Source organism: Rickettsia slovaca 13-B (assembly GCF_000237845.1).
Classification (GTDB): Bacteria; Pseudomonadota; Alphaproteobacteria; order Rickettsiales; family Rickettsiaceae; genus Rickettsia; species Rickettsia rickettsii.
Genome location: NC_016639.1, coordinates 274,080 through 294,448, shown reverse-complemented (window position 1 = coordinate 294,448; position 20,369 = coordinate 274,080). Strand labels below are relative to the sequence as shown.

Genomic DNA, 20,369 nt, shown 5'->3' with positions numbered 1-20,369 from the left:
GATTAGCACCATATTGTAACAATACTTTTACCATATCTGTACTCTGCTTACTATCATTAAGCTCTCTAGTTAGGTCTACTAAACTTTTAAATGCAGTTTTTCATATTAGCACCATAAGCGAGCAATTTAGTTACCATGGCTATATTTAGGTATAGGACGTACATATTTCTAAATAAGTCATATTGTCACCTGTTACGTAATTAGGATCCGCACCATTTTCAATTAGAAATGCTGCCATATCAAAATGTTGAGCTGTTAGGGCAGTGTGAAAAACGGTCATACCGCTGTTGTGGTCAAGGATTATATTTGCACCTTTTGCAAGTAGAAGCCTTACTATCCCTTTCTGATTATTATGACACGCAAAATATCAAAAAGATTTAGCCTCACCTTCCAATGTATATACTTCTGTATTTGGATCAATATTTAAAGCGGTTAACATACTATAAACTAAATCATAATCACCTTGACAAATTGCTTTAACTATAGCAGTGTCAGGAGATCTTGCTATTTTATCTACAGTGCAGTATGCCATATTGTACACACTAGAAATATTTGTATTTGGATCTTCAATCAAAGCTTTGAATTCTTTGACAAAACTTTCTCTAAAAAATTCATATCTTTTTATTTTATAAAGAATATATTATTAAATCCCATATTTTCTTCTATATCTTTACTGCTTAATATCTCATGAAATTTATTTCTAATTATATCATCGATTATCAAGTATTTCCCTTAATGATTCAATTGATAGTATTTTGTATCGTACAGAAAAAAATCATTTTATCAACAAATAGTTTATTTATTAGTAAGCAATCAATAAACTAAAATATTATATTAAATATTGTCATATGCTGTTATAATCACTTTTTTAGCCACTAATATTTAAACAATGAAACTATCTGATTTTGACTTTGATTTACCAAGCGAACTGATCGCACAATATCCATCTAGTGAACGTGATAACTCAGATTTACTAATTGCTGTTACGCCGCCTATTAAAACCAAATTCTACAACATAATAGATTACTTAAAAGAAGGGGACTTATTAGTCTTTAATAATAGTAAGGTAATAAAAGCAAAGTTAAATTTGGGGACAAATATTACAATAAATTTGAATCAAAAATTATCAGATGATAGTTGGTCGGCTTTTGCTAAACCAGCTCGAAAGCTTCATGTAAATGATGAATTTTATTTTGATAATCATAAGGTAATTATTACCGAAAAACTTGCAATGGGTGAGATTAAAGTAAAATTTGAGCTTAATGATATTTCTGTATTCGAGTTCTTAAATAAATACGGTGAGATGCCGCTACCAGTTTATATTAGGCGTTCACACTCATTATGTCATCCCGTGGCTACGACCACGGGATCCAAAACATATTTAAATAATGACTGGATACCGTGGTCAAACCACGGGATGACAAACACTCAAAACGACAACGACCGCTATCAAACTGTCTATAGCCAAATAGAAGGTTCAGTTGCAGCACCGACAGCAGGCTTGCATTTTACAAAGGATATACTTGATAAGCTTAAGGCAGAAGGCATACAAGCCACATTTTTAACATTACATGTGGGAGCTGGAACTTTTTTACCTGTAAAAACCGAAAATATTCATGAACATAAAATGCATACCGAATATTGCTCTATTACTCCTGACACTGCTGAAATTATCAATAAAGCAAAGCAAGAAGGGAAACGTATTATCGCAGTCGGCACTACAACACTTAGAACACTTGAGAGTTCTTGCAATAACGGCATCGTAAAAGCAGGTAGCTTTAAAACCGATATTTTCATAACCCCAGGTTTTAAATTTCAAACAGCCGATATGCTACTTACTAATTTCCATTTTCCTAAATCTACTTTATTTATGCTTATATGTGCTTTTGCCGGATTTAAAGAGATGCATGAATTATATAAATATGCTATAAAAGAAGCAATGCGTTTTTTTAGCTACGGCGATGCAACGCTTTTATGTAGGAAATGATAATCACAACCGTCATTGCGAGCAACTAAAATGAGCGTGGCAATCTAGCAAAAATAACAAAAAATGCTAAAGGTTAGCATTTTTCACTGGATCCCGTGGTCAAACCACGGGATGACGGAGGTGAAATTGATCCACGCAACAAAGCCTTCCTGCTTTTAGCTAGGAACGACATTTTAGAAAAAACCTATAACAAACTAGATAAAAAATATTTTGGATGATTAAATCCTCTACTTCATTAATACGAGATTCAAAACAAACTGCTTTACGAGAAGAATTAAAACAGCTGGCAGCAGCACTTAATAAGCCTAAAAGTTTATTCAAATTCTTTAATCAAAACAACTTAGAAAGCGGAATTTATTTATACGGTCCGGTGGGCAGCGGTAAAACTATGCTCATGAATTCTTTTTGTGAAGAATTAACCACACCTAAAATAATAATACATTATCAGAACTTTATGCAGGAAATTCATAAATCTATGCATAAATTACAAACAGCAAATCAGAAAGATATCATCCCTAAAATTGCTAAAAACTATACTAAACAAACTAAAGTGTTATGTATAGATGAGTTTGAAATTAAAGATATTACTGATGCAATGATAATCGGTAGATTATTTAATGAATTAATAAAGCAAAATATTTTTATTTTTATAACTTCTAACACGAGTCCCAATAATCTGTACAAAGACGGATTACAACGAGAATCTTTCTTACCTTTTATAAAGATAATCAATAATACATTTTATGTTAAATATCTAGATAATCAACATGATTATCGATTTGATAAAGCGTTAAGAGTTAAAGAGGCAAGGATAATTTATCCTTTAACTTTAGAAAACCAAAACAAACTTGAAAAAATTATCACGGATATTAGTGATAATAATCTTGCTCCTCAAAATATACAGGTTCTAGGTAGAGAAATATCCTTTCAAAAAGTGCATAAAAGAATATTAGTAACAGATTATAATGAATTATTTACAAGAGGCTTAAGCTATATCGATTATGTTAATATTTGCCAAAATTTTAACGTTATTATAGTGGGGAACGTTCATACTATCGATTCTAACGATACAAATACAGCCGTTAGATTTATCAACTTTATCGATAATGCCTATTTCTATAAAATACTCTTATTTATGAGCCTAGAAGATAACCCAAATAAAATATATCAAGGTTCAGCACGAGCCGCAGAATTTAAACGCACTATTTCAAGACTAAATGAAATGAATAGCGAATCTTATTTATTAAATAATGATTTTAAGAATTAACTTCAATTTTCGCTAAAAAAGCTCTTTAATTACTAATTAAAATTTATTTACAGATGACCTCTAAGAAACTTAATAAATTCATCAATATTGATCTTTATATCATCTTCTAAATGCTCTTCTGTTGTCTGATGATCTACATAAAAAGGATAATAATCGCATGACATATAATTTGCCATTCTTTTATAAAAACTTCTAGAGGGAGTTGTACCGTGATCAATCTCTACTACTTTGCATTTTGGAGCCGCAAAAATAAAGTTAGCAAATCCTGATCCGTGCGATCCAACTATTATTTTTGCTTTATTAAAAAGCTGGGCCTGTTCATACGGGAAGGATAGCTCTAGATATATTACTTTCAAACCGGATCTCTCAATTTTTTCTATTAATTCCTCTTCATTAACTATTTTTCGGGTAGAAGCGTATTTACGAGAAATATATATTTTATCGTATGCTTTACTATTATCTTTAATAAAAATATTTCTTAAATCTTTTTTTAACCATAAAGGCAAAGGTGTACCTTTTACCGGAATAAACGGTACAGATGGAACAATTAGTCTAGTAGCTTGAATTATACAGTCACTATTTACTACAAAAAGCTTATCTTCCGGTATATTTAAATAATTTAATACTATTTCTAATGACTTAATTTGCCATGAATATTTTAAATTATTAATAGAGATACGATCATATTCAAGAGCTGATTCTTTTAATATAATTAATCTAGGCAAAATTTGTAGCAGCCAATGATACCAATTTTCAGAACCAAAAGATAAAATTACTGCTAATTTTCCATTAAAATATAAAGGATTTTCAGTATTAATATCTCGTTTTTTTAATAAACGATGTTGATCACCTAAGCTTGTTTGAGTATCTTGTAGAATATAACCTTCTTGAGTTAAAATTCCACCTTCATCAGTATTTTTTTTCTTTAAATAGCTTTTTAATTTCTATGTTAGATTTTAGCGATTCTATGGAAATAAATTGATGTTTATTCTTTAATGCGTAAGCATTACTAATATAGAGAAAGGTAAAAATTATGAATATAAAATATTCTCATAAAGAGAAAGAAAGGTAATTAACAATTTGCATTGCAAGCTTGGCAGCGACTTACTCTCCCATGCCTTATGACATAGTACCATTAGCGCTATGAGGTTTCACATTCGAGTTCGGGACGGGATCGTGTGTTTCACTCATGCTATAACCACCAAGCTAGCAATACAAACTTTTAAAAAGATAGATTTGTATTATAGTTTGCTGTTAATGTTGTTGCACAACTCAAAAAAATTCTCAACATCATATCTTAACTTTTACTACAATACTCAGCAAAATAATTTTCGCTGGATATCGTGGCAGGGGCTACAGTATAACATTAGTTATGCAATAACATTTTTATTAGTTGATAAAACTATTTAACCTGATAACTTTGTGAGTAGATACTACACTCTTATAGCATTAACACTATATGCATATGTAATCTCACAGCAAAGTAAATCAATCGAGCTATTAGTATCGGTTAGCTACACACATTACTGTGCTTCCACACCCGACCTATCAACGTGGTGGTCTTCCACGGCTCTAATGGGGAAGTCTAGTTTTGAGGTGGGTTTCCTGCTTAGATGCATTCAGCAGTTATCCCTTCCGTACTTAGCTACCCAGCTGTGCCGTTGGCACGACAACTGGTCCACCAGGGGTACGTCCACCTCGGTCCTCTCGTACTAAAGGCAGATCCTCTCAAACTTCCTACACCCACGGCAGATAGGGACCGAACTGTCTCACGACGTTCTAAACCCAGCTCACGTACCACTTTAATCGGCGAACAGCCGAACCCTTGGGACCTTCTCCAGCCCCAGGATGTGATGAGCCGACATCGAGGTGCCAAACGATTTCGTCGCTATGGACGCTTGGAAATCATCAGCCTGTTATCCCCGGAGTACCTTTTATTCGTTGAGCGATGGCCCTTCCACTCGGGACCACCGGATCACTATGACCGACTTTCGTCTCTGCTCGTCTTGTCAGACTCGCAGTCAGGCTAGCTTATGCCATTGCACTCTAAAAGTTGATTTCCGACCAACCTGAGCTAACCATCGCGCGCCTCCGTTACTCTTTGGGAGGCGACCGCCCCAGTCAAACTACCCACCATGCATTGTCTCGGATCCTGATTCAAGGATCTCGGTTAGATGTCAAGCACCAAAAGGGTGGTATCTCAAGGGTGACTCCACAAAGGCTGACGCCTTCGCTTCGTAGTCTCCCACCTATCCTGCACATCTGATTCCTAACACCAGTGCAAAGCTATAGTAAAGGTTCACGGGGTCTTTCCGTCTGACCGCGGGAACTCCGCATCTTCACGGAGAATTCAATTTCGCTGAGTCGATACTGGAGACAGTGGGGAAATCGTTACGCCATTCGTGCGGGTCGGAACTTACCCGACAAGGAATTTCGCTACCTTAGGACCGTCATAGTTACGGCCGCCGTTCACTGGGACTTCAATTCAGAGCTTGCACCCCTCCTTTTAATCTTCCAGCACTGGGCAGGCGTCAGACCCTATACATCGTCTATTGACTTTGCAGAGCCCTGTGTTTTTAATAAACAGTCGCTACCCCCTAGCTTGTGCCACCTGCACATGGTTGCCCATATACAGGTCATCTTTCTTCCGAAGTTACAGATGCAATTTGCCTAGTTCCTTCAGCATCGTTCTCTCAAGCGCCTTGGTATACTCTACCTGCCCACCTGTGTCGGTTTCGGGTACGGTCTATAATGAAGGTGTTATTTCCTGGAAAATATTCACCGCACAATCAATCCAATAAGACTGTACAATTTACTATTTTCGTCACATCCTTCAGGTTCAGGAATATTAACCTGATTCCCATCGATTACGCCTTTCAGCCTCATCTTAGGGGCCGACTAACCTTGCGCAGATTAACTTTACGCAAGAACCCTTGGACTTTCGGCGAGAATGTTTCTCACATTCTTTATCGCTACTTATGTCAGCATTCTCACTTCCGATACCTCCAGCAAACCTCACGGTTCACCTTCGCAGGCTTACGGAACGCTCCGCTACCATTTATGCCAAATGCATAAACCCGCATCTTCGGTACATGACTTGAGCCCCGTTACATTGTTGGCGCAAGAAAACTTATTTAGACTAGTGAGCTATTACGCTTTCTTTAAATGATGGCTGCTTCTAAGCCAACATCCTAGTTGTTTTGGTCTTCTCACATCCTTTAACACTTAGTCATGATTTAGGGACCTTAGATGGCGGTCTGGGCTTTTTCCCTCTCGACTATGGACCTTAGCACCCATAGTCTGTCTGCTATGCTGTACTCATCGACATTCGGAGTTTGATTGAGTTTGGTAAGTCTGTGGGACCCCCTAGCTCATTCAGTGCTCTACCTTCGATGGTAATCGCTATAACGCTCTACCTAAATAGATTTCGCGGAGAACCAGCTATATCCGAGTTTGATTGGCCTTTCACCCCTAACCACAGCTCATCCCCTACTTTTTCAACAGTAGTGGGTTCGGTCCTTCAGTGGATTTTACTCCGCTTTCAACCTGGCCATGGCTAGATCACCCGGTTTCGGGTCTAATTCATCTAACTAAACGCCCTATTCAGACTCGCTTTCGCTACGCCTACACCTAACGGCTTAAGCTTGCTAGATAAACTAAGTCGCTGACCCATTATACAAAAGGTACGCCGTCACAAGACATATAAATACGCTTGCTCCGACTGCTTGTAAGCATTTGGTTTCAGATACTATTTCACTCCCCTTGTCGGGGTACTTTTCACCTTTCCCTCACGGTACTTGTTCACTATCGGTCACTAGAGAGTACTTAGGCTTAGAGGGTGGTCCCCCTATGTTCAAACAGGATTTCACGTGTCCCGCCTTACTCAAGGACTTCAAACTTTTTACCTATACGGGACTATCACCCTCTATGGTCAACCTTTCCATGTTGTTTTAGTTATTTTTTTGAAGCCACTGGCCTGGTCCGCGTTCGCTCGTCACTACTAACGGAGTCTCGGTTGATGTCCTTTCCTCCAGCTACTTAGATATTTCAGTTCGCTGGGTTTGCCTCATATAGCTATGTATTCACTATACAATACCTAATAAATTAGGTAGGTTTCCCTATTCGGAAATCTTCGGATCAAAGTTTATTCGCAACTCCCCGAAGCTTATCGCAGCGTATTACGTCCTTCATCGCCTTCTAGTGCCAAGGCATCCACCAAATGCTCTTATTATATTTACTTATGCTTTTAACTTGAGATTACACAATGCATACAGAATTAATTTCACAATTATTTTTCTTATTTTCAGCATCTACTCACGATATAAATTTTTATTATCGCGGTGTATTTAGTTTTTAGCTTTATCAACTTTTTAAACAGCTACAAAGTTTTACGTTTCAAACTTTGTGTGATGATTTTATATCTATATTTTTAAAGCTTGTCAAACACTAATTTCAAATAATTTTAATTTTATTTCTTATGAGAGGGCTTAAAGTTATTTTAACCTCTTTTTAAAGTAGGCTTTGTCGGCTTTTTGTTTAGATTTGTGGTCCCTAATTGTGTATCTACCTTACCGCCTAAATCTTCAAACAAAAATCTGCCTTTTTGTAAAATATGATTTACTGCTGTCATTTCTCCTTCTCTGTTTATCAAACCGCTTTGAGTTTTAACCCATAATAATTTACCGTCTTTTCTAAAGACTGGATTTTCATCAATTGCAAAATCTTTAGTTATACTTAAATTACTGTTCTTATCAAATTTACCTAAAATATTTTTCTGTAAATCAGCAAATACGGCATGAGCGTATAATTTTGAAATTTCTTTTATTTGCTTTGGATCGTTTATATGTTCGCCGGCTTTGTTAATAAAGCCGCTAATTTCATATTGAGATGTTTTACCATGTGGAGTTTTTTTCACAAGAAATTGAGTTTCCGTAAGTAGCTTAGTTTGATCCTCTACTTCATCATCTACTATATTAATTACTTTCCTTTTTAAAGAATAAATATCACTATTCTTTTCAAACTTTGAGGTAAACTCCTTAACGTCTCAATTATCATTAAACCTAACTTCTTTTTTATCTTTACCCATAATAATACTCTTATTTTAATACTGTATCTTTTAAAATATTTGTACCACGTAAAAATTCTTCTATATTCAAAGCTTTTTTACTCTCTTGCTGAAGTTTTTTCACTCGTAATATACCGCTTCCACAAGCTATTTCCAGCTTATCGCTAATAACGGTACCGGAAGTAAAGTGATGATCCGCATTTAAATATTCTGCTTCAAGGATTTTAATTATTTTATCATTATAACTAAAATATGCTCCGGGCCAAGGATTCATGCCCCTTATTTTACAATCTATTTTATATGCGGATTCATGCCAATTAATTTTTCCTTCTTCTTTAGTTAATTTATGAGCACACGTAACGCCGTCACTTGGCTGTGTTATTGGTACTATATTATCGATATTTGCAAGTGTTTTAATTAATAACTCCGCTCCGAGATTTGCACATTTGTTATGCAGTTCTTCCAATGTTATTCTTTCTTCTAAATCAAAATCTTCTTTCATCAATATATCACCTGTATCAAGCCCTGTATCCATACGCATAATACATACACTACTTTTCCGGTCACCCTCTATAATAGTACGCTGCAGAGGAGCCGCTCCTCTGTGACGAGGCAAATCGGATGGATGGATATTAAGACAGCCGTATTTCTTAGCTTCTAATATAGCTTTCGGCACAATAAAACCATAGGCAATAACAACTATAATATCAGCATTAACTTTATTAATTAGATTTATTATTTCATCATTACGAAGAGTAGAAGGAGTATAAACAGGAATTTGATGCTCAAATGCTAATTGATGTATTGGAGATTTAGCTAAGTTAAGTCCTCTGCCCTTAGCTTTAGGTTGCTGTGTAAAAACAGCTTTAACTTCGTGATGAGTTATAAGTTTTTTAAGAGCGGGAACAGCGAATTCAGGCGTTCCCATAAAGATTACTTTCACACTATATTATTTTTGAGTTTCTTAAGCTTACGAAGTACTACATCTCGTTTTAAATTACTTAAATAATCAATCATAAGCTTACCTTCTAAATGATCATACTCATGCTGGATAACTCTTGCAAGCCAATCATTTGCTTTAAGCTCTTGCGATTTACCATGATAGTCTAAATACCTAATCTTTATAGATTCCGGTCTTGCCACCTCAATACGTTGCTCCGGTAATGAGATACAACCTTCGTTAGCCGTAACTAGCTCTTCTGCTTTTTCTATTATTTCAGGATTCACTATAAAAAGCGGATAAAAATCTTTTGGTCTTGCTACCGAATCATGATCTTGTATATCAATTACTAAAATACGTTTCAATACCCCTACTTGTACTGCTGCAAGCCCTGCACCGTCTTCATGGTACATAGTTTTAAGCATATCATCCATAAATTTTCGTGTTTGATCGGTAAACTCTAAAACCGGCTGAGATTTCTGCTTTAATCTTTCATCAGGTGCCGTTACTATCGGTAATATTGACATAATTAAATCTTAATATGTAATTTTAATATACTATAAAATCACCAAAATGTAAAGAAAGCAAACCTGCCTAATTCCGGCAATAGTTGCATAATAAACTCACCTATTTGCAATAATTTGTCGAATTAATAATATTTAGTAAAAAATAATAGCAAATATCAGATAACATGTTAATAAATAAGGCTTGCATAAAATTAAGGAGGAATAATAATGCATTGGGGTGATATTGAAGAAATTGCCGAACAACTCGAAGAACATTGTAGCGATCAGTATAATGAAAAAAAAATTTCATTATTAAAGCTAGAGAAACTGATTAGAGATTTAAAGGACTTTGAAGATGGAGAGAAAAAAGTCGAAGAAGTTACATTAGAAGAAATTTTAGACAAATGGGAAGAATTACGTGAAGAAATTAGAGAAATCGATTAAGTAGCTTTTGAGTTATTTTCAGACATTTATAAATTAACTTTATAAAAATACATTATAATCAATAAAAATATAGCAACTGCCTGAAAAAAAACCCTTAAAGTCATTAACTTTGAACTAAATTTCTTATCAAACTTTCCTTCGATAGCCATCGATACTACCCCTATAATAAGAACCGCAACGGTTAAACCAATCGCAATTAATAACCACATCATAATTTATTACCAATATATCACTTTCCACACAAAGATTATATGCTTTTTCTCTTTTAAATCAATTATATAATATTTGAGATTTGATTAAAAAATTCACTAATTCTTCGTAAAAAATAATAATTCAAGGAACACACATATCTAATTTATCAAATATAGATAATTCAACAATTACTTTAAAAGCAAAAGAGATATTAGGCTCTTGCGTTCTTATTAATTTTTGCTCAAAAATATCTAAAAATACAAATAATTTAATTTTCTGCACGCAAGAACCTAGAGTATTTTGAGAAACCTCGTCCTATTGCTAAAATATTTATTAATGCTCACGGTGGAACATGACTTGCTCTGTGCAAATTTGCTTAAATTAAGCTTTCTGAGTTACACTATATATATTATCTATCAGTTTAACAAAAGCACCATTTCCTAAAACATTAGCACAAGTGATCACAGGATCAAATAAGATATAAAGAGCTGTAATCAGAGACATCATATTAGTATTAAAACCTAGATATTGTTCAAGTATAGGGAGCATTACAATAATTCTACCACCTGGTATAGCTGCTACTGAAAATTTTGCCAATACAAAATAAAAAGTAAAATAATTAAATAAAGTAGGTTCAGCTAATCCATAACTTTTTAGTATAGCATAAGCCAAAATCGATATGGCAAAACAATCGCCAACAAGATGAATATTGACTGTTATTGGTCAACGGTACGAGCGAGTGCTTTATTATTTGTATTATTTTCCGCTCCTATTATACTAAGTGGCATACTTATAACACTAGACATTGCACTAAATCCACTTATAGACGCTGGCATCATATTACTAAGACTAGCTATACATTCCTTAACTCGACAGTTACTTAAAATAAAATAAGCAAGAAAGATATAACCAAACTGAGCAAATACGATCGTCACAAAAATGAACATATAATCTTTAATAATTATATCTAATACTTCATCAAACTGTAGTTTTACGATAAAGCCCATTATAAATAAGGGCATTATATAGATCAACAATCGCAATATTTTTGCAACAAATGCTTCTAGCTTACAAGCCAATCCAATTGCAACTTCAGCACACAATTTTGAGGAAATAAAGCCTAAGATAATACTACTAAATACGATTTTATCATTAGAAATAATATTAGGAAAATTAAGCAACCATAAAGGCTTTAAACTATCATTTTCTATAGGAGAGATCATTGATAAAGCGAATTGATATATGTATATACCTACATAATGACTTATGAAGGTAGAACAAACATTAGACCCACATACTAGTAATAATATTAAGAAAACTATACGTGTTGCATCTTTGGCTAGCATTACAACAGATTTAAAAAGTAAACCAAAAATAATTAAAGGCAGAAATAATCCAATTATAGAAATAGATAGACTTATTGAATACAATAACCTTTGTACTTCTAAACTCATTAGTGGGTTTAACAATATGATAGCTATGATAATAGCCATTTTCTAGAAGTTCTTTTGGGGGGGGTATTGTTAACTAAAAGCAGATCAATTAATAAATTAACGTCCCGCAATCTCAGGAGTTTTATTATTTCATGAGATTGCCACGTAGCCTATGGCTGCTCGCAAGGCATTGTTGCGTGAAGCAATTTCACCTCTGTCATCCCGTGGCTTGACCACGGGGTGACACAGTGGGTTTTACCGGTCCACGCAACAATACCTCCTCGCAATGACGACTTAGGTATCTATGCAAAATGCTTTCGCAAGAATGACATCGAGAGCTTTTTAAGAGCTATGCGGGAATAACAACGCCTCAGCCCTTACACCTCTTCAGATTGCTCTAATCCCTCTTCCTCTAACTCACTATCTTCTTCACTTTCAGCAGTTTCAGCAATTAAAGAGACAGACACGACTTTTTCACCATCATCTAGCTTAAATAGGATTACGCCGCTAGTGTTACGTCCCGTAATACGTACTGACTCAAGTTTACAGCGAATTAACTTACCGCTATTGGTAATCAGCATTAACTCATCATCCATTTTAACCGGCATAACACCGACGACTAAACCAGTTTTGTCGTTAATATCCATATTGATTATACCGCTACCGCCACGGTCAGTAATTCTATAGCCATAAGCTGAGCTTCTCTTACCAAAACCGTTCTCAGTTACGGTTAAAATGAATTCTTCGGAATTTGCCATTTCTACAATAGCCGGGGCAGTTAAGCTTACGCCAAGTTCTTCAGGATTAAACGCCTCACCTTTAGCAATCTCTAATCTCTGCTCCCACGGCACGGATAAATAAGCATCTCTATCCTCTTTTGTACTACTAATACCTTTAAGCACAGTCATAGAAATTACGGAATCCTCTTTGGCAAGCTTCATACCTCGTACCCCATCAGAAGTACGGCTCTTAATAACACGCAGCGATTCAACAGGGAATCTTAAAGCTTTACCGGCTTTGGTAGCAAGTAAAATATGCTCGTCTTCTTTACATGGTTTTACGTCTATTAATTTATCGTCCTCATCAAGCCTAATAGCAATTTTACCGTTCGACTGAAGCTTTTTGAAATCTAATAAATCACTTCTTCTGATATTACCTTTGGCAGTTGCGAACATAATGTTCAAATTATCCCTCTCATCCTGATTTTCAGGTAGCGGCATAATATTCGTAATATGCTCATTTGCTTTCAGCGGTAATATATTAACCATCGGTCTACCCTTACCCTGCGGATTACTTAAAGGCAGTTTATACAGTTTTAAACTATAAACCTGACCGATATTTGAGAAGAACAACATAGGAGTATGGGTACTACCGACAAAAACTTGCGTGGTAATATCTTCATCACGCATTGAAAGCCCTGATCTTCCTTTACCGCCACGTTTTTGCGCACGATAGCTACTTAGAGGTACACGCTTGATATACCCGCCAAACGTTACGGTTACAACCATTTCTTCACGCTGAATTAAATCTTCTATATCTTGATCAAATTCGCCGAATTCAATTGAAGTAAGACGAGGAGTCGCAAATTCTTCTTTAACTTTAATGAGCTCTTCCTTTAAAATTTCAAGTAACCTTGTACGAGAGCCAAGTATATTAAGATATTCGGTGATTTCCGTAATGAGGTTCTTTAAATCCTCTTCAAGCTTGTTTTTCTCCATAGCGGTCAGGCGTTGCAATCTCATTTCTAAGATTGCCTTAGCTTGCACTTCGGTAAAGTTACATTTACCCTGCTCGTTTAACATTGCTTTATCATCAACCAACTTTACAAGAGGTAGGATATTTAATGCTTCCCACTGACGAGCCATTAATTCTTGTTTAGCTGCATTCGGGTCATTTGAAGCTTTAATAATACGTATTATTTCATCGATATTACTAACGGCAATAGTTAGTCCTAGTAAAATATGAGCTCTATCTCTTGCTTTATTGAGTAAATATATAGTACGGTTAGTAATTACTACTTCCCTAAAACTAACGAAAGCTGCAATTACTTCTTTCAAATTCATCACTTTCGGTAGCCCGTCTTTAAGAGCAAGCATAATAACACCGAAGCTAGTTTGTAGCTGCGTACATGCGTATATTTGATTTAAGACTACTTCAGCAACTACGTCTTTCTTTAACTCAATCAAAATCCTTACACCGTTTTTATTCGATTCATCACGTAAATCACTTATACCTTCTATACGCTTTTCCTTAACCATTTCAGCGATTTTCTCAACGAGCCTTGCCTTATTTACCATATACGGTATTTCGGTAATAATAATTGCTTGACGGCTATTACCGATATTCTCAATCTCGGCTCGACCTCGCATAATGATACTACCTCTACCGGTAAGATATGCCGATCTAATACCGCTAATGCCTAAAATCATTGAACCTGTAGGAAAATCCGGTCCTTTAACAACTTCAAGTAAATCTAATATTTCTATATCGTTATTATCTATATATAAACAGCACGCATCGATAACCTCACCAAGATTATGAGGCGGGATATTAGTTGCCATACCGACCGCAATGCCTCCGCTACCGTTCACCAATAAATTGGGAAACATTGCAGGAAGTACGGAAGGCTCTTCTTCAGAACCATCGTAATTAGGGTTAAAGCTGACAGTCTCTTTATCGATATCCTCTACGAGCTTATACGAAACTTTGGCCATTCGAGATTCGGTATATCTCATTGCTGCCGCCGCATCACCATCCATCGAACCGAAATTACCCTGCCCGTCTACAAGCGGTAAACGCAAGGAAAAATCTTGTGCCATACGTACTAACGCGTCGTAAATAGCACTATCGCCGTGCGGATGGTATTTACCCATCACGTCACCGACTATTCTAGCGGATTTTCTATAAGGTTTACTAGCATGATTACCGGCTTCATGCATGGAATAGATAATTCGGCGATGTACCGGCTTTAAGCCGTCCCGCACGTCCGGTATAGCTCTACTTACTATAACGCTCATAGCATAATCAAGATAAGATACTTTCATCTCATCTTCGATATTTACCGGTACTAAATTAGAAGAAGATTTATCAGTCACGATTACTTAGCCTTAAATTTAATGAATTATATTTAATAATAGAGACATAATAAATTTCTTTCAAGGATTGCTTGTATTTATAATCGTGGCATTGTTTCTAAGTTACCGATGTCATTGCTGCGGGACATTGTTGCGCGGATGCCGATGTCATTCCTGCGAAAGCAGGAATCTAGTTTTTTAAGCAAATTATATACTAAATTTTTATGTAATTTTCTTTGTTTTATCATTTTTTACTGGATTCCCGCTTGCGTGGAAATGACATAAACGAACCATACAACAAGGCCTTTAGTCGCTTACAATGACGACATCAACCGTTTCTATGCAATAACATAATCGTAAAAGTTAACAAACTTTATTATATATTAGAATTATTTTATACTTTCTAAATATAATGAACGCTGCTCTATTCTTGTTATCTCATCTACCGTTACCTGTTCTGCTAACCTTTGTTTAAACTTAGATCTTAGTTTTTCTAAATCTTTATTTTTCTTAGAGAACGGTAATATTTTAGATAATAATTTATTATTTTTGTTGAACATGTAGTTGCTCCCGTGATTACACTTAAATTGCTCAAGTTTTAACCACCGAAGATTTTAACTTCGGGTGGTTGGGACGTTCAAAGAACCGTCACAGAACAGTTATAATAGCTTTTAGGTTTAAAGCTTACACTTTAAACCTTGTACATAGCTACCTATCCCCCGACCATGAAGTCGAGGATTATACCATTTATACGGCTGATAATACCGCTTAGGATAGAGGCTTTGAAACCCCGGAATAACGTCACCGCTATTCTTGCAAGAGATTTTAGCCAATTTTTTGAAATATCAATTAGCTATCCATGTCATTCCTGCGTGGATCAGTTTTTTTGTCATTGCGAGGAAAATTACATAGTAATTTGACGCAGCAATCTTGAGAAGAATTCCTGAGATTGCCACGCTCACTAACGTTCGCTCGCAATGACGACTTGATATCCACGCAACAAAACCTCCGCGGGAATGACATCGAGCTGGTTTTACCACACCACTTAACAAAGCTTGTAGTTGATATAATGATAAATTTTAAGAATGTTCCTCTTCTTGCTGTTTATACCAAAGTTCGGCATAATAGCCTTTGTGCTGTAGCAAGGTTTTATGGTTGCCCCGCTCAACTATATAACCGTTATCTAAAACGATAATCTCATCTGCATCGATAATAGTTGAGAGTCTATGGGCAATGATAAGGGTAGTATGGTGAGCCGAGATCTCTTTAAGGCGTGCTTGAATTAGCTTTTCGGCTTTAGTATCAAACGAACTTGTTGCCTCATCAAAAACATATATTGCTGGATTTTTTAAGATGGTTCTTGCAATTGCAATACGCTGTTTCTCACCGCCCGAAAGCTTTAAGCCTCTCTCGCCTACCTGCGTCTCATACCCTTCGGGTAACGTGCTAATAAACTCATGAATATGAGCATTTTTTGAGGCTGCTATAACTTCATCGTAGCTTGCTGCATTATTACCGTATGCGATGTTGTAATATATCGCGTATCGTTAAACAGTAACGTATCTTGCGGGACAATTCCAATAGATTTACACAGCGATTGTTGCATGACTTCTCTTATATCCTGACCATCAATAGTAATATTGCCGCTATTAATATTGTAAAACCTAAAAAGCAAGCGTGATATCGTCGATTTCCCTGCCCCGCTACTACCGACTACTGCTAAAGTTTTACCGCTCTTGATCGTAAAACTTATATTATGTAAAATCGGACGTTCCTGATTATAAGCAAAGCTAACATTATCGAAACTAACCGCACCTTTTAAGATAATTAGCTCCTTAGCGTTCAAAGCATCCTCTACTTCTACAGGTATATCATATATCAAGCAGCTTAAACATATCTTCCATACTAACTAGAGCGTTTTTAATTTCTCTATAAGCAAAGCCAAATATTGAAAGTAGAATTGATAGCTGAAATAGATAAGTATTAACCATTATTAAATCGCCGACGGTCATTTTATTTTGGTTAATAGCATTTGCTGAAAGTATCATAAGGCTAACAAGCCCTAAGGATATTATAACATCCTGCCCGATATTTAAAATCGATATGCTGTTAGTAGTTTTAGTAGCTGATTTTTCATAAGTTTGTAAAACCTCATTAAACTTTATCGCCTCATATTCTTCATTACCGAAATATTTAACGGTCTCAAAATTCAGTAAACTATCGATTGCTCTATTATTGGCGGTGTTATCGCTTTGGTTTATTTCCCTTGCAAAAGAAATACGCCAAATACTGATTAGGCAAGTATAACCAACATAAACTATCATTGTTATTAAAATAGTTACGGCAAACCAAATACTGTAAACATACCATAACATCCCGCTTACTAATATAATTTCTACGCTTGTCGGAAAAATATTAAATAACGAATACCGCAGTACCACTTCAATACCTTTAGTACCACGCTCTATTGACCTACTTAAGCCCCCTGTTTTTCTAGTAATGTGAAAACGCATACTTAAAGCATGTACTTAAAGACATTTAGAGCAACTAAGCGAGTTGCTTGATGCCCTACTTTTGAAAAAATGATATTTCGTAATTCACTGTTGAACAAGTATTTTTGTTCCGCCATATGCAACAATAATCCCGATCATAACCGAAAGAGCAAAGTTTTTATTTAGCCCATTTATTATATATTTATAAACAATAGGAACGAAAATATTTATTACTTTAGCTATGACTAGACAAATAAGAGAGGTAACAATACGCAGGCGTATATCAAAATCCTTCGACCATAAATACGGCAGAAGTAGAGAGAATGAATTTTTGCGAGTTTTGTTTTTGAACATTTTAAAGTTTTGGTAGTTTTCAGCATCATTGCAAGCGGGCATTGCTCGCGTGGATACTAAATCGTCATTGCGAGCGACCGTAGGGAGCGTGGCAATCTCATAAAATAATAACAAACTCCTTAGATTGCTTCGTCAATTACTTCGTAATTTCCTTGCAATGACGTTTTTATTAATTACGCTCCGGCAGCAGGTGAAGTCGTCTTTGGCTGATTTTCTAACAGCTTATCTAACCTTCCCTCTTTTTCAAGATCAAACAGAGCATCACAACCACCAACATGCATATTATCTATAAATATCTGCGGGACGGTCTTTTTTCCACCGGATTTCTTAATAAATTTTTCTTTCTCTTCCTGAGTAAAATTACTTACTTCAATTTCCTCATAAGCAACATTTTTCTCATCAAGCAATGCTTTAGCTTTTATACAATAAGGACAACTAGCGAGAGTATAAACAATAATTGTGTGTAATATAGCTTTATTCATAATGTTATATTTTTTTGTTAGATTTTAATATATTATCTTAAACTATAGTTTTTAAAGCAAGTAAAAATGCATGAATAATTTTTCTATTATCTCAGAATATAAACCGGCAGGCGATCAACCAAAAGCAATAGATGAAATTATAGCAGGGTTAAGTAGCAAAAAACGCTCACAAATGTTGCTTGGTATTACGGGATCAGGCAAAACCTTTACTATGGCAAATATTATAGAGAGAACTAATCGTCCTACTCTTATTATGGCTCATAATAAAACTTTAGCTGCCCAAATCTATTCAGAGATGAAATCGCTTTTTCCAAAGAATGCCGTTGAATACTTTGTCTCATATTATGATTATTACCAGCCCGAAGCTTATATAGCACGCACCGATACTTTTATAGAAAAAGACTCATCAATTAACGAACAAATTGATTTAATGCGTCATGCTGCTACAAGATCGCTATTAGAGCGTCGTGACGTTATAGTAGTTTCTTCCGTTTCCTGTATTTACGGCCTTGGCTCTCCCGATTTATATTACCAAATGATGGTTAATCTAGAGCCTGGTCAAAGCTACCCTCGTGATCAGCTACTAAACGATTTGATAAATCTACAATATGAGCGTAACGATATCGGATTTGAGCGTGGCTGTTTTAGAGTTAAAGGCGACAACATCGATATTTTCCCCTCACATTACAGCGATAAAGCTTGGCGTTTATCGTTTTTCGGTAATGAACTCGAATATATCCATGAATTTGATCCCCTAACAGGTGAAAAACTTGCTAAGCTCGATAAAGCTCTGGTTTTTGGTAATTCACATTTTGTGATGCCTCAAGAAACGGTCAATAATGCCATATCAGGTATTGAAGAAGAATTACAAAAACGCTTAGAGTTTTTAAAGTCACAAGACAAACCACTTGAAACTCAAAGGCTAAATCAACGTACTCAATATGATCTTGAAATGTTAACGGAAACCGGCAGCTGTAAAGGCGTTGAAAACTACTCTCGCTTTTTCACAGGACGTAATGCCGGTGAGCCGCCTCCTACATTATTCGAATACCTACCAGAAGATGCATTATTATTTGTTGATGAAAGCCATGTATCCGTACCGCAAATTAGAGCGATGTATAACGGCGATCGAGCAAGGAAAAAAGTTTTGGTAGAGCATGGGTTTCGTCTACCCTCTGCACTTGATAACAGACCTTTAAAATTTGAAGAATGGGACAAATTTAGACCACAAACTGTGTTTGTATCTGCAACTCCAGGACCGTTCGAGTTAGAAGAAACCGGCGGCACGGTTGTAGAATTGATTATCAGACCTACTGGGCTGCTTGATCCTGAATGTATTATCAAACCCGCTACTAACCAAGTTGAGGATTTAATTAGCGAAATTCAAACCACTATCGCTCAAGGTTTTCGTGTTCTAGTCACCACCTTAACTAAAAAAATGGCAGAAGATTTAACCGCCTATTTGCAGGAGCTAAAATATAAAACTTCTTATTTACATTCTAACGTTCATACTCTAGAACGTATAGAGATTTTACGAGATTTAAGACAAGGTACTATTGATGTTTTAGTCGGTATTAATCTATTAAGGGAGGGGCTTGACATCCCTGAATGCGGCTTAGTTGCTATACTTGATGCAGACAAAGAGGGGTTTTTGCGGTCGGAAGTATCGTTAATACAAACAATAGGAAGAGCTGCAAGAAATAGCGCGGGTAGAGTTATACTTTATGCCGATAAAATGACTAAATCTATCGATAAAGCCGTTAGTGAAACGTTGCGTAGAAGGCAAATTCAGCAAGAATATAATGAAAAACACGGCATAATTCCAAAAACCATCAACTGTGCTATTCACGCTTTAGCAGCATTTGAGAAAATCGATAGTAAGCTTGATAAAAAACAAGCTCATACTTTATTTGATAATCCTGCTAAGCTAAAAACCCATATTGATAAATTAAAGAAAGAAATGCTTAAAGCCGCAAGTAATCTTGAATTTGAACAAGCCGTAAAACTTCGTGATCAGCTAAAAACTCTAGAAGAGGCGGCACTCGAGTTGAGTTAATGGTGTGCGTTGTGGATACCAAAATCGTCATCGTCATTGCGAGGCAAAACTGTAAGTTTTGACAATCTCAGGAGTTT

At 35.7% G+C, this 20,369-nt stretch carries 19 protein-coding genes, 2 rRNA genes and 1 pseudogene; 5 read left to right on the top strand and 17 right to left on the bottom strand.

Annotated elements, in window-relative coordinates; translation table 11 throughout:
• Positions 1–145: 145 nt before the first annotated feature.
• Entirely contained in the window at positions 146–337 is a 192-nt protein-coding gene (locus RSL_RS09755; protein ID WP_324602878.1) for an ankyrin repeat domain-containing protein, read from the bottom strand.
• 30 nt (positions 338–367) lie between these two features.
• Complete coding sequence (locus tag RSL_RS09750; RefSeq protein WP_014273251.1) at positions 368–532, bottom strand: hypothetical protein; 165 nt, start codon at positions 530–532, stop codon at positions 368–370.
• Positions 533–889: 357 nt separating this feature from the next.
• Here RSL_RS09750 and queA point away from each other — a divergent pair, with 357 nt between their 5' ends.
• Positions 890–1,987 carry a tRNA preQ1(34) S-adenosylmethionine ribosyltransferase-isomerase QueA gene (gene queA, locus RSL_RS01480; protein WP_014273250.1) on the top strand — a complete coding sequence of 366 codons (1,098 nt, stop codon included), beginning with the start codon at positions 890–892 and terminating at the stop codon, positions 1,985–1,987.
• Between the two features lie 214 nt (positions 1,988–2,201).
• Positions 2,202–3,254, top strand: coding sequence for a cell division protein ZapE (gene zapE / locus RSL_RS01470; RefSeq protein WP_014273249.1), 1,053 nt, complete (start codon positions 2,202–2,204; stop codon positions 3,252–3,254).
• A 47-nt stretch (positions 3,255–3,301) separates the two neighbouring features.
• Here the strand turns inward: zapE and RSL_RS01465 are convergent, their stop codons facing one another.
• The 6 genes from RSL_RS01465 to def all read right to left on the bottom strand — a co-directional run bounded on the left by RSL_RS01465 (position 3,302) and on the right by def (position 9,786).
• The gene (locus RSL_RS01465; RefSeq protein ID WP_014273248.1) at positions 3,302–3,979 is read right to left on the bottom strand and encodes a glycosyltransferase family 61 protein; all 678 of its coding nucleotides are present in this window, start codon (positions 3,977–3,979) and stop codon (positions 3,302–3,304) included.
• 366 nt (positions 3,980–4,345) lie between these two features.
• Positions 4,346–4,460: ribosomal RNA gene (gene rrf, locus RSL_RS01460) — 5S ribosomal RNA — on the bottom strand.
• A gap of 273 nt (positions 4,461–4,733) precedes the next feature.
• Positions 4,734–7,494 (bottom strand): 23S ribosomal RNA (locus tag RSL_RS01455).
• Between the two features lie 258 nt (positions 7,495–7,752).
• Positions 7,753–8,169 (bottom strand): hypothetical protein, encoded by a 417-nt coding sequence (locus RSL_RS01450; RefSeq protein WP_014273247.1) that lies wholly within the window; start codon positions 8,167–8,169, stop codon positions 7,753–7,755.
• A 181-nt stretch (positions 8,170–8,350) separates the two neighbouring features.
• A complete protein-coding gene (gene fmt, locus RSL_RS01445) occupies positions 8,351–9,262 on the bottom strand; it encodes a methionyl-tRNA formyltransferase (RefSeq protein WP_014419733.1) in 912 nt (303 codons plus the stop codon).
• Positions 9,259–9,786 carry a peptide deformylase gene (gene def, locus RSL_RS01440; RefSeq protein WP_012150494.1) on the bottom strand — a complete coding sequence of 176 codons (528 nt, stop codon included), beginning with the start codon at positions 9,784–9,786 and terminating at the stop codon, positions 9,259–9,261. Before def ends, fmt begins: the two co-directional genes overlap by 4 nt.
• A 207-nt stretch (positions 9,787–9,993) precedes the next feature.
• Here def and RSL_RS01435 point away from each other — a divergent pair, with 207 nt between their 5' ends.
• Entirely contained in the window at positions 9,994–10,209 is a 216-nt protein-coding gene (locus RSL_RS01435) for a Fe-S cluster assembly protein IscX (RefSeq protein ID WP_010976937.1), read from the top strand.
• Between the two features lie 26 nt (positions 10,210–10,235).
• On the opposite strand, the gene RSL_RS01430 is transcribed toward RSL_RS01435, so the two are convergent.
• The 4 genes from RSL_RS01430 to RSL_RS10395 all read right to left on the bottom strand — a co-directional run bounded on the left by RSL_RS01430 (position 10,236) and on the right by RSL_RS10395 (position 11,801).
• Positions 10,236–10,421: a twin transmembrane helix small protein gene (locus tag RSL_RS01430; protein ID WP_010976936.1), complete on the bottom strand. Its 186-nt coding sequence runs from the start codon at positions 10,419–10,421 to the stop codon at positions 10,236–10,238.
• Between the two features lie 121 nt (positions 10,422–10,542).
• Positions 10,543–10,683 carry a hypothetical protein gene (locus tag RSL_RS01425; RefSeq protein WP_014273244.1) on the bottom strand — a complete coding sequence of 47 codons (141 nt, stop codon included), beginning with the start codon at positions 10,681–10,683 and terminating at the stop codon, positions 10,543–10,545.
• Between the two features lie 99 nt (positions 10,684–10,782).
• Positions 10,783–11,073 carry a cation:dicarboxylate symporter family transporter gene (locus RSL_RS10400; protein ID WP_010976935.1) on the bottom strand — a complete coding sequence of 97 codons (291 nt, stop codon included), beginning with the start codon at positions 11,071–11,073 and terminating at the stop codon, positions 10,783–10,785.
• Between the two features lie 44 nt (positions 11,074–11,117).
• Positions 11,118–11,801, bottom strand: coding sequence for a cation:dicarboxylate symporter family transporter (locus RSL_RS10395; RefSeq protein ID WP_407635704.1), 684 nt, complete (start codon positions 11,799–11,801; stop codon positions 11,118–11,120).
• Between RSL_RS10395 and RSL_RS10590 the strand changes: the two genes are divergently transcribed.
• On the top strand, positions 11,710–11,901 hold the full coding sequence (locus RSL_RS10590; protein WP_407635703.1) for a hypothetical protein: 192 nt from the start codon (positions 11,710–11,712) through the stop codon (positions 11,899–11,901). The two genes, RSL_RS10395 and RSL_RS10590, sit on opposite strands and share 92 nt — an antisense overlap.
• A 310-nt stretch (positions 11,902–12,211) precedes the next feature.
• On the opposite strand, the gene gyrA is transcribed toward RSL_RS10590, so the two are convergent.
• From gyrA to grxC, 5 genes and pseudogenes are all read right to left on the bottom strand, one after another.
• Positions 12,212–14,929: a DNA topoisomerase (ATP-hydrolyzing) subunit A gene (gyrA, locus tag RSL_RS01400; protein WP_014273242.1), complete on the bottom strand. Its 2,718-nt coding sequence runs from the start codon at positions 14,927–14,929 to the stop codon at positions 12,212–12,214.
• Between the two features lie 368 nt (positions 14,930–15,297).
• Positions 15,298–15,468: a hypothetical protein gene (locus tag RSL_RS09240; RefSeq protein WP_004996471.1), complete on the bottom strand. Its 171-nt coding sequence runs from the start codon at positions 15,466–15,468 to the stop codon at positions 15,298–15,300.
• 117 nt (positions 15,469–15,585) lie between these two features.
• Positions 15,586–15,741 (bottom strand): hypothetical protein, encoded by a 156-nt coding sequence (locus RSL_RS09740; protein ID WP_196792427.1) that lies wholly within the window; start codon positions 15,739–15,741, stop codon positions 15,586–15,588.
• Between the two features lie 246 nt (positions 15,742–15,987).
• Positions 15,988–17,754, bottom strand: a pseudogene (locus RSL_RS10390) (ABCB family ABC transporter ATP-binding protein/permease).
• Between the two features lie 173 nt (positions 17,755–17,927).
• Entirely contained in the window at positions 17,928–18,236 is a 309-nt protein-coding gene (gene grxC / locus RSL_RS01390; protein ID WP_010976927.1) for a glutaredoxin 3, read from the bottom strand.
• A gap of 70 nt (positions 18,237–18,306) precedes the next feature.
• Here grxC and uvrB point away from each other — a divergent pair, with 70 nt between their 5' ends.
• Positions 18,307–20,292 (top strand): excinuclease ABC subunit UvrB, encoded by a 1,986-nt coding sequence (gene uvrB / locus RSL_RS01385; RefSeq protein ID WP_014273240.1) that lies wholly within the window; start codon positions 18,307–18,309, stop codon positions 20,290–20,292.
• Positions 20,293–20,369 lie beyond the last annotated feature (77 nt).

What these genes read in the sequence shown, in the direction of transcription:
- RSL_RS09240 (WP_004996471.1), bottom strand. Translation starts at nt 15,468, where the DNA reads ATGTTCAACAAAAATAATAAATTATTATCTAAAATATTACCGTTCTCT.
- queA (WP_014273250.1), top strand. Translation starts at nt 890, where the DNA reads ATGAAACTATCTGATTTTGACTTTGATTTACCAAGCGAACTGATCGCA.
- zapE (WP_014273249.1), top strand. Translation starts at nt 2,202, where the DNA reads ATGATTAAATCCTCTACTTCATTAATACGAGATTCAAAACAAACTGCT.
- RSL_RS09750 (WP_014273251.1), bottom strand. Translation starts at nt 532, where the DNA reads ATGGCATACTGCACTGTAGATAAAATAGCAAGATCTCCTGACACTGCT.
- def (WP_012150494.1), bottom strand. Translation starts at nt 9,786, where the DNA reads ATGTCAATATTACCGATAGTAACGGCACCTGATGAAAGATTAAAGCAG.
- RSL_RS01435 (WP_010976937.1), top strand. Translation starts at nt 9,994, where the DNA reads ATGCATTGGGGTGATATTGAAGAAATTGCCGAACAACTCGAAGAACAT.
- RSL_RS01430 (WP_010976936.1), bottom strand. Translation starts at nt 10,421, where the DNA reads ATGATGTGGTTATTAATTGCGATTGGTTTAACCGTTGCGGTTCTTATT.
- uvrB (WP_014273240.1), top strand. Translation starts at nt 18,307, where the DNA reads ATGAATAATTTTTCTATTATCTCAGAATATAAACCGGCAGGCGATCAA.
- grxC (WP_010976927.1), bottom strand. Translation starts at nt 18,236, where the DNA reads ATGAATAAAGCTATATTACACACAATTATTGTTTATACTCTCGCTAGT.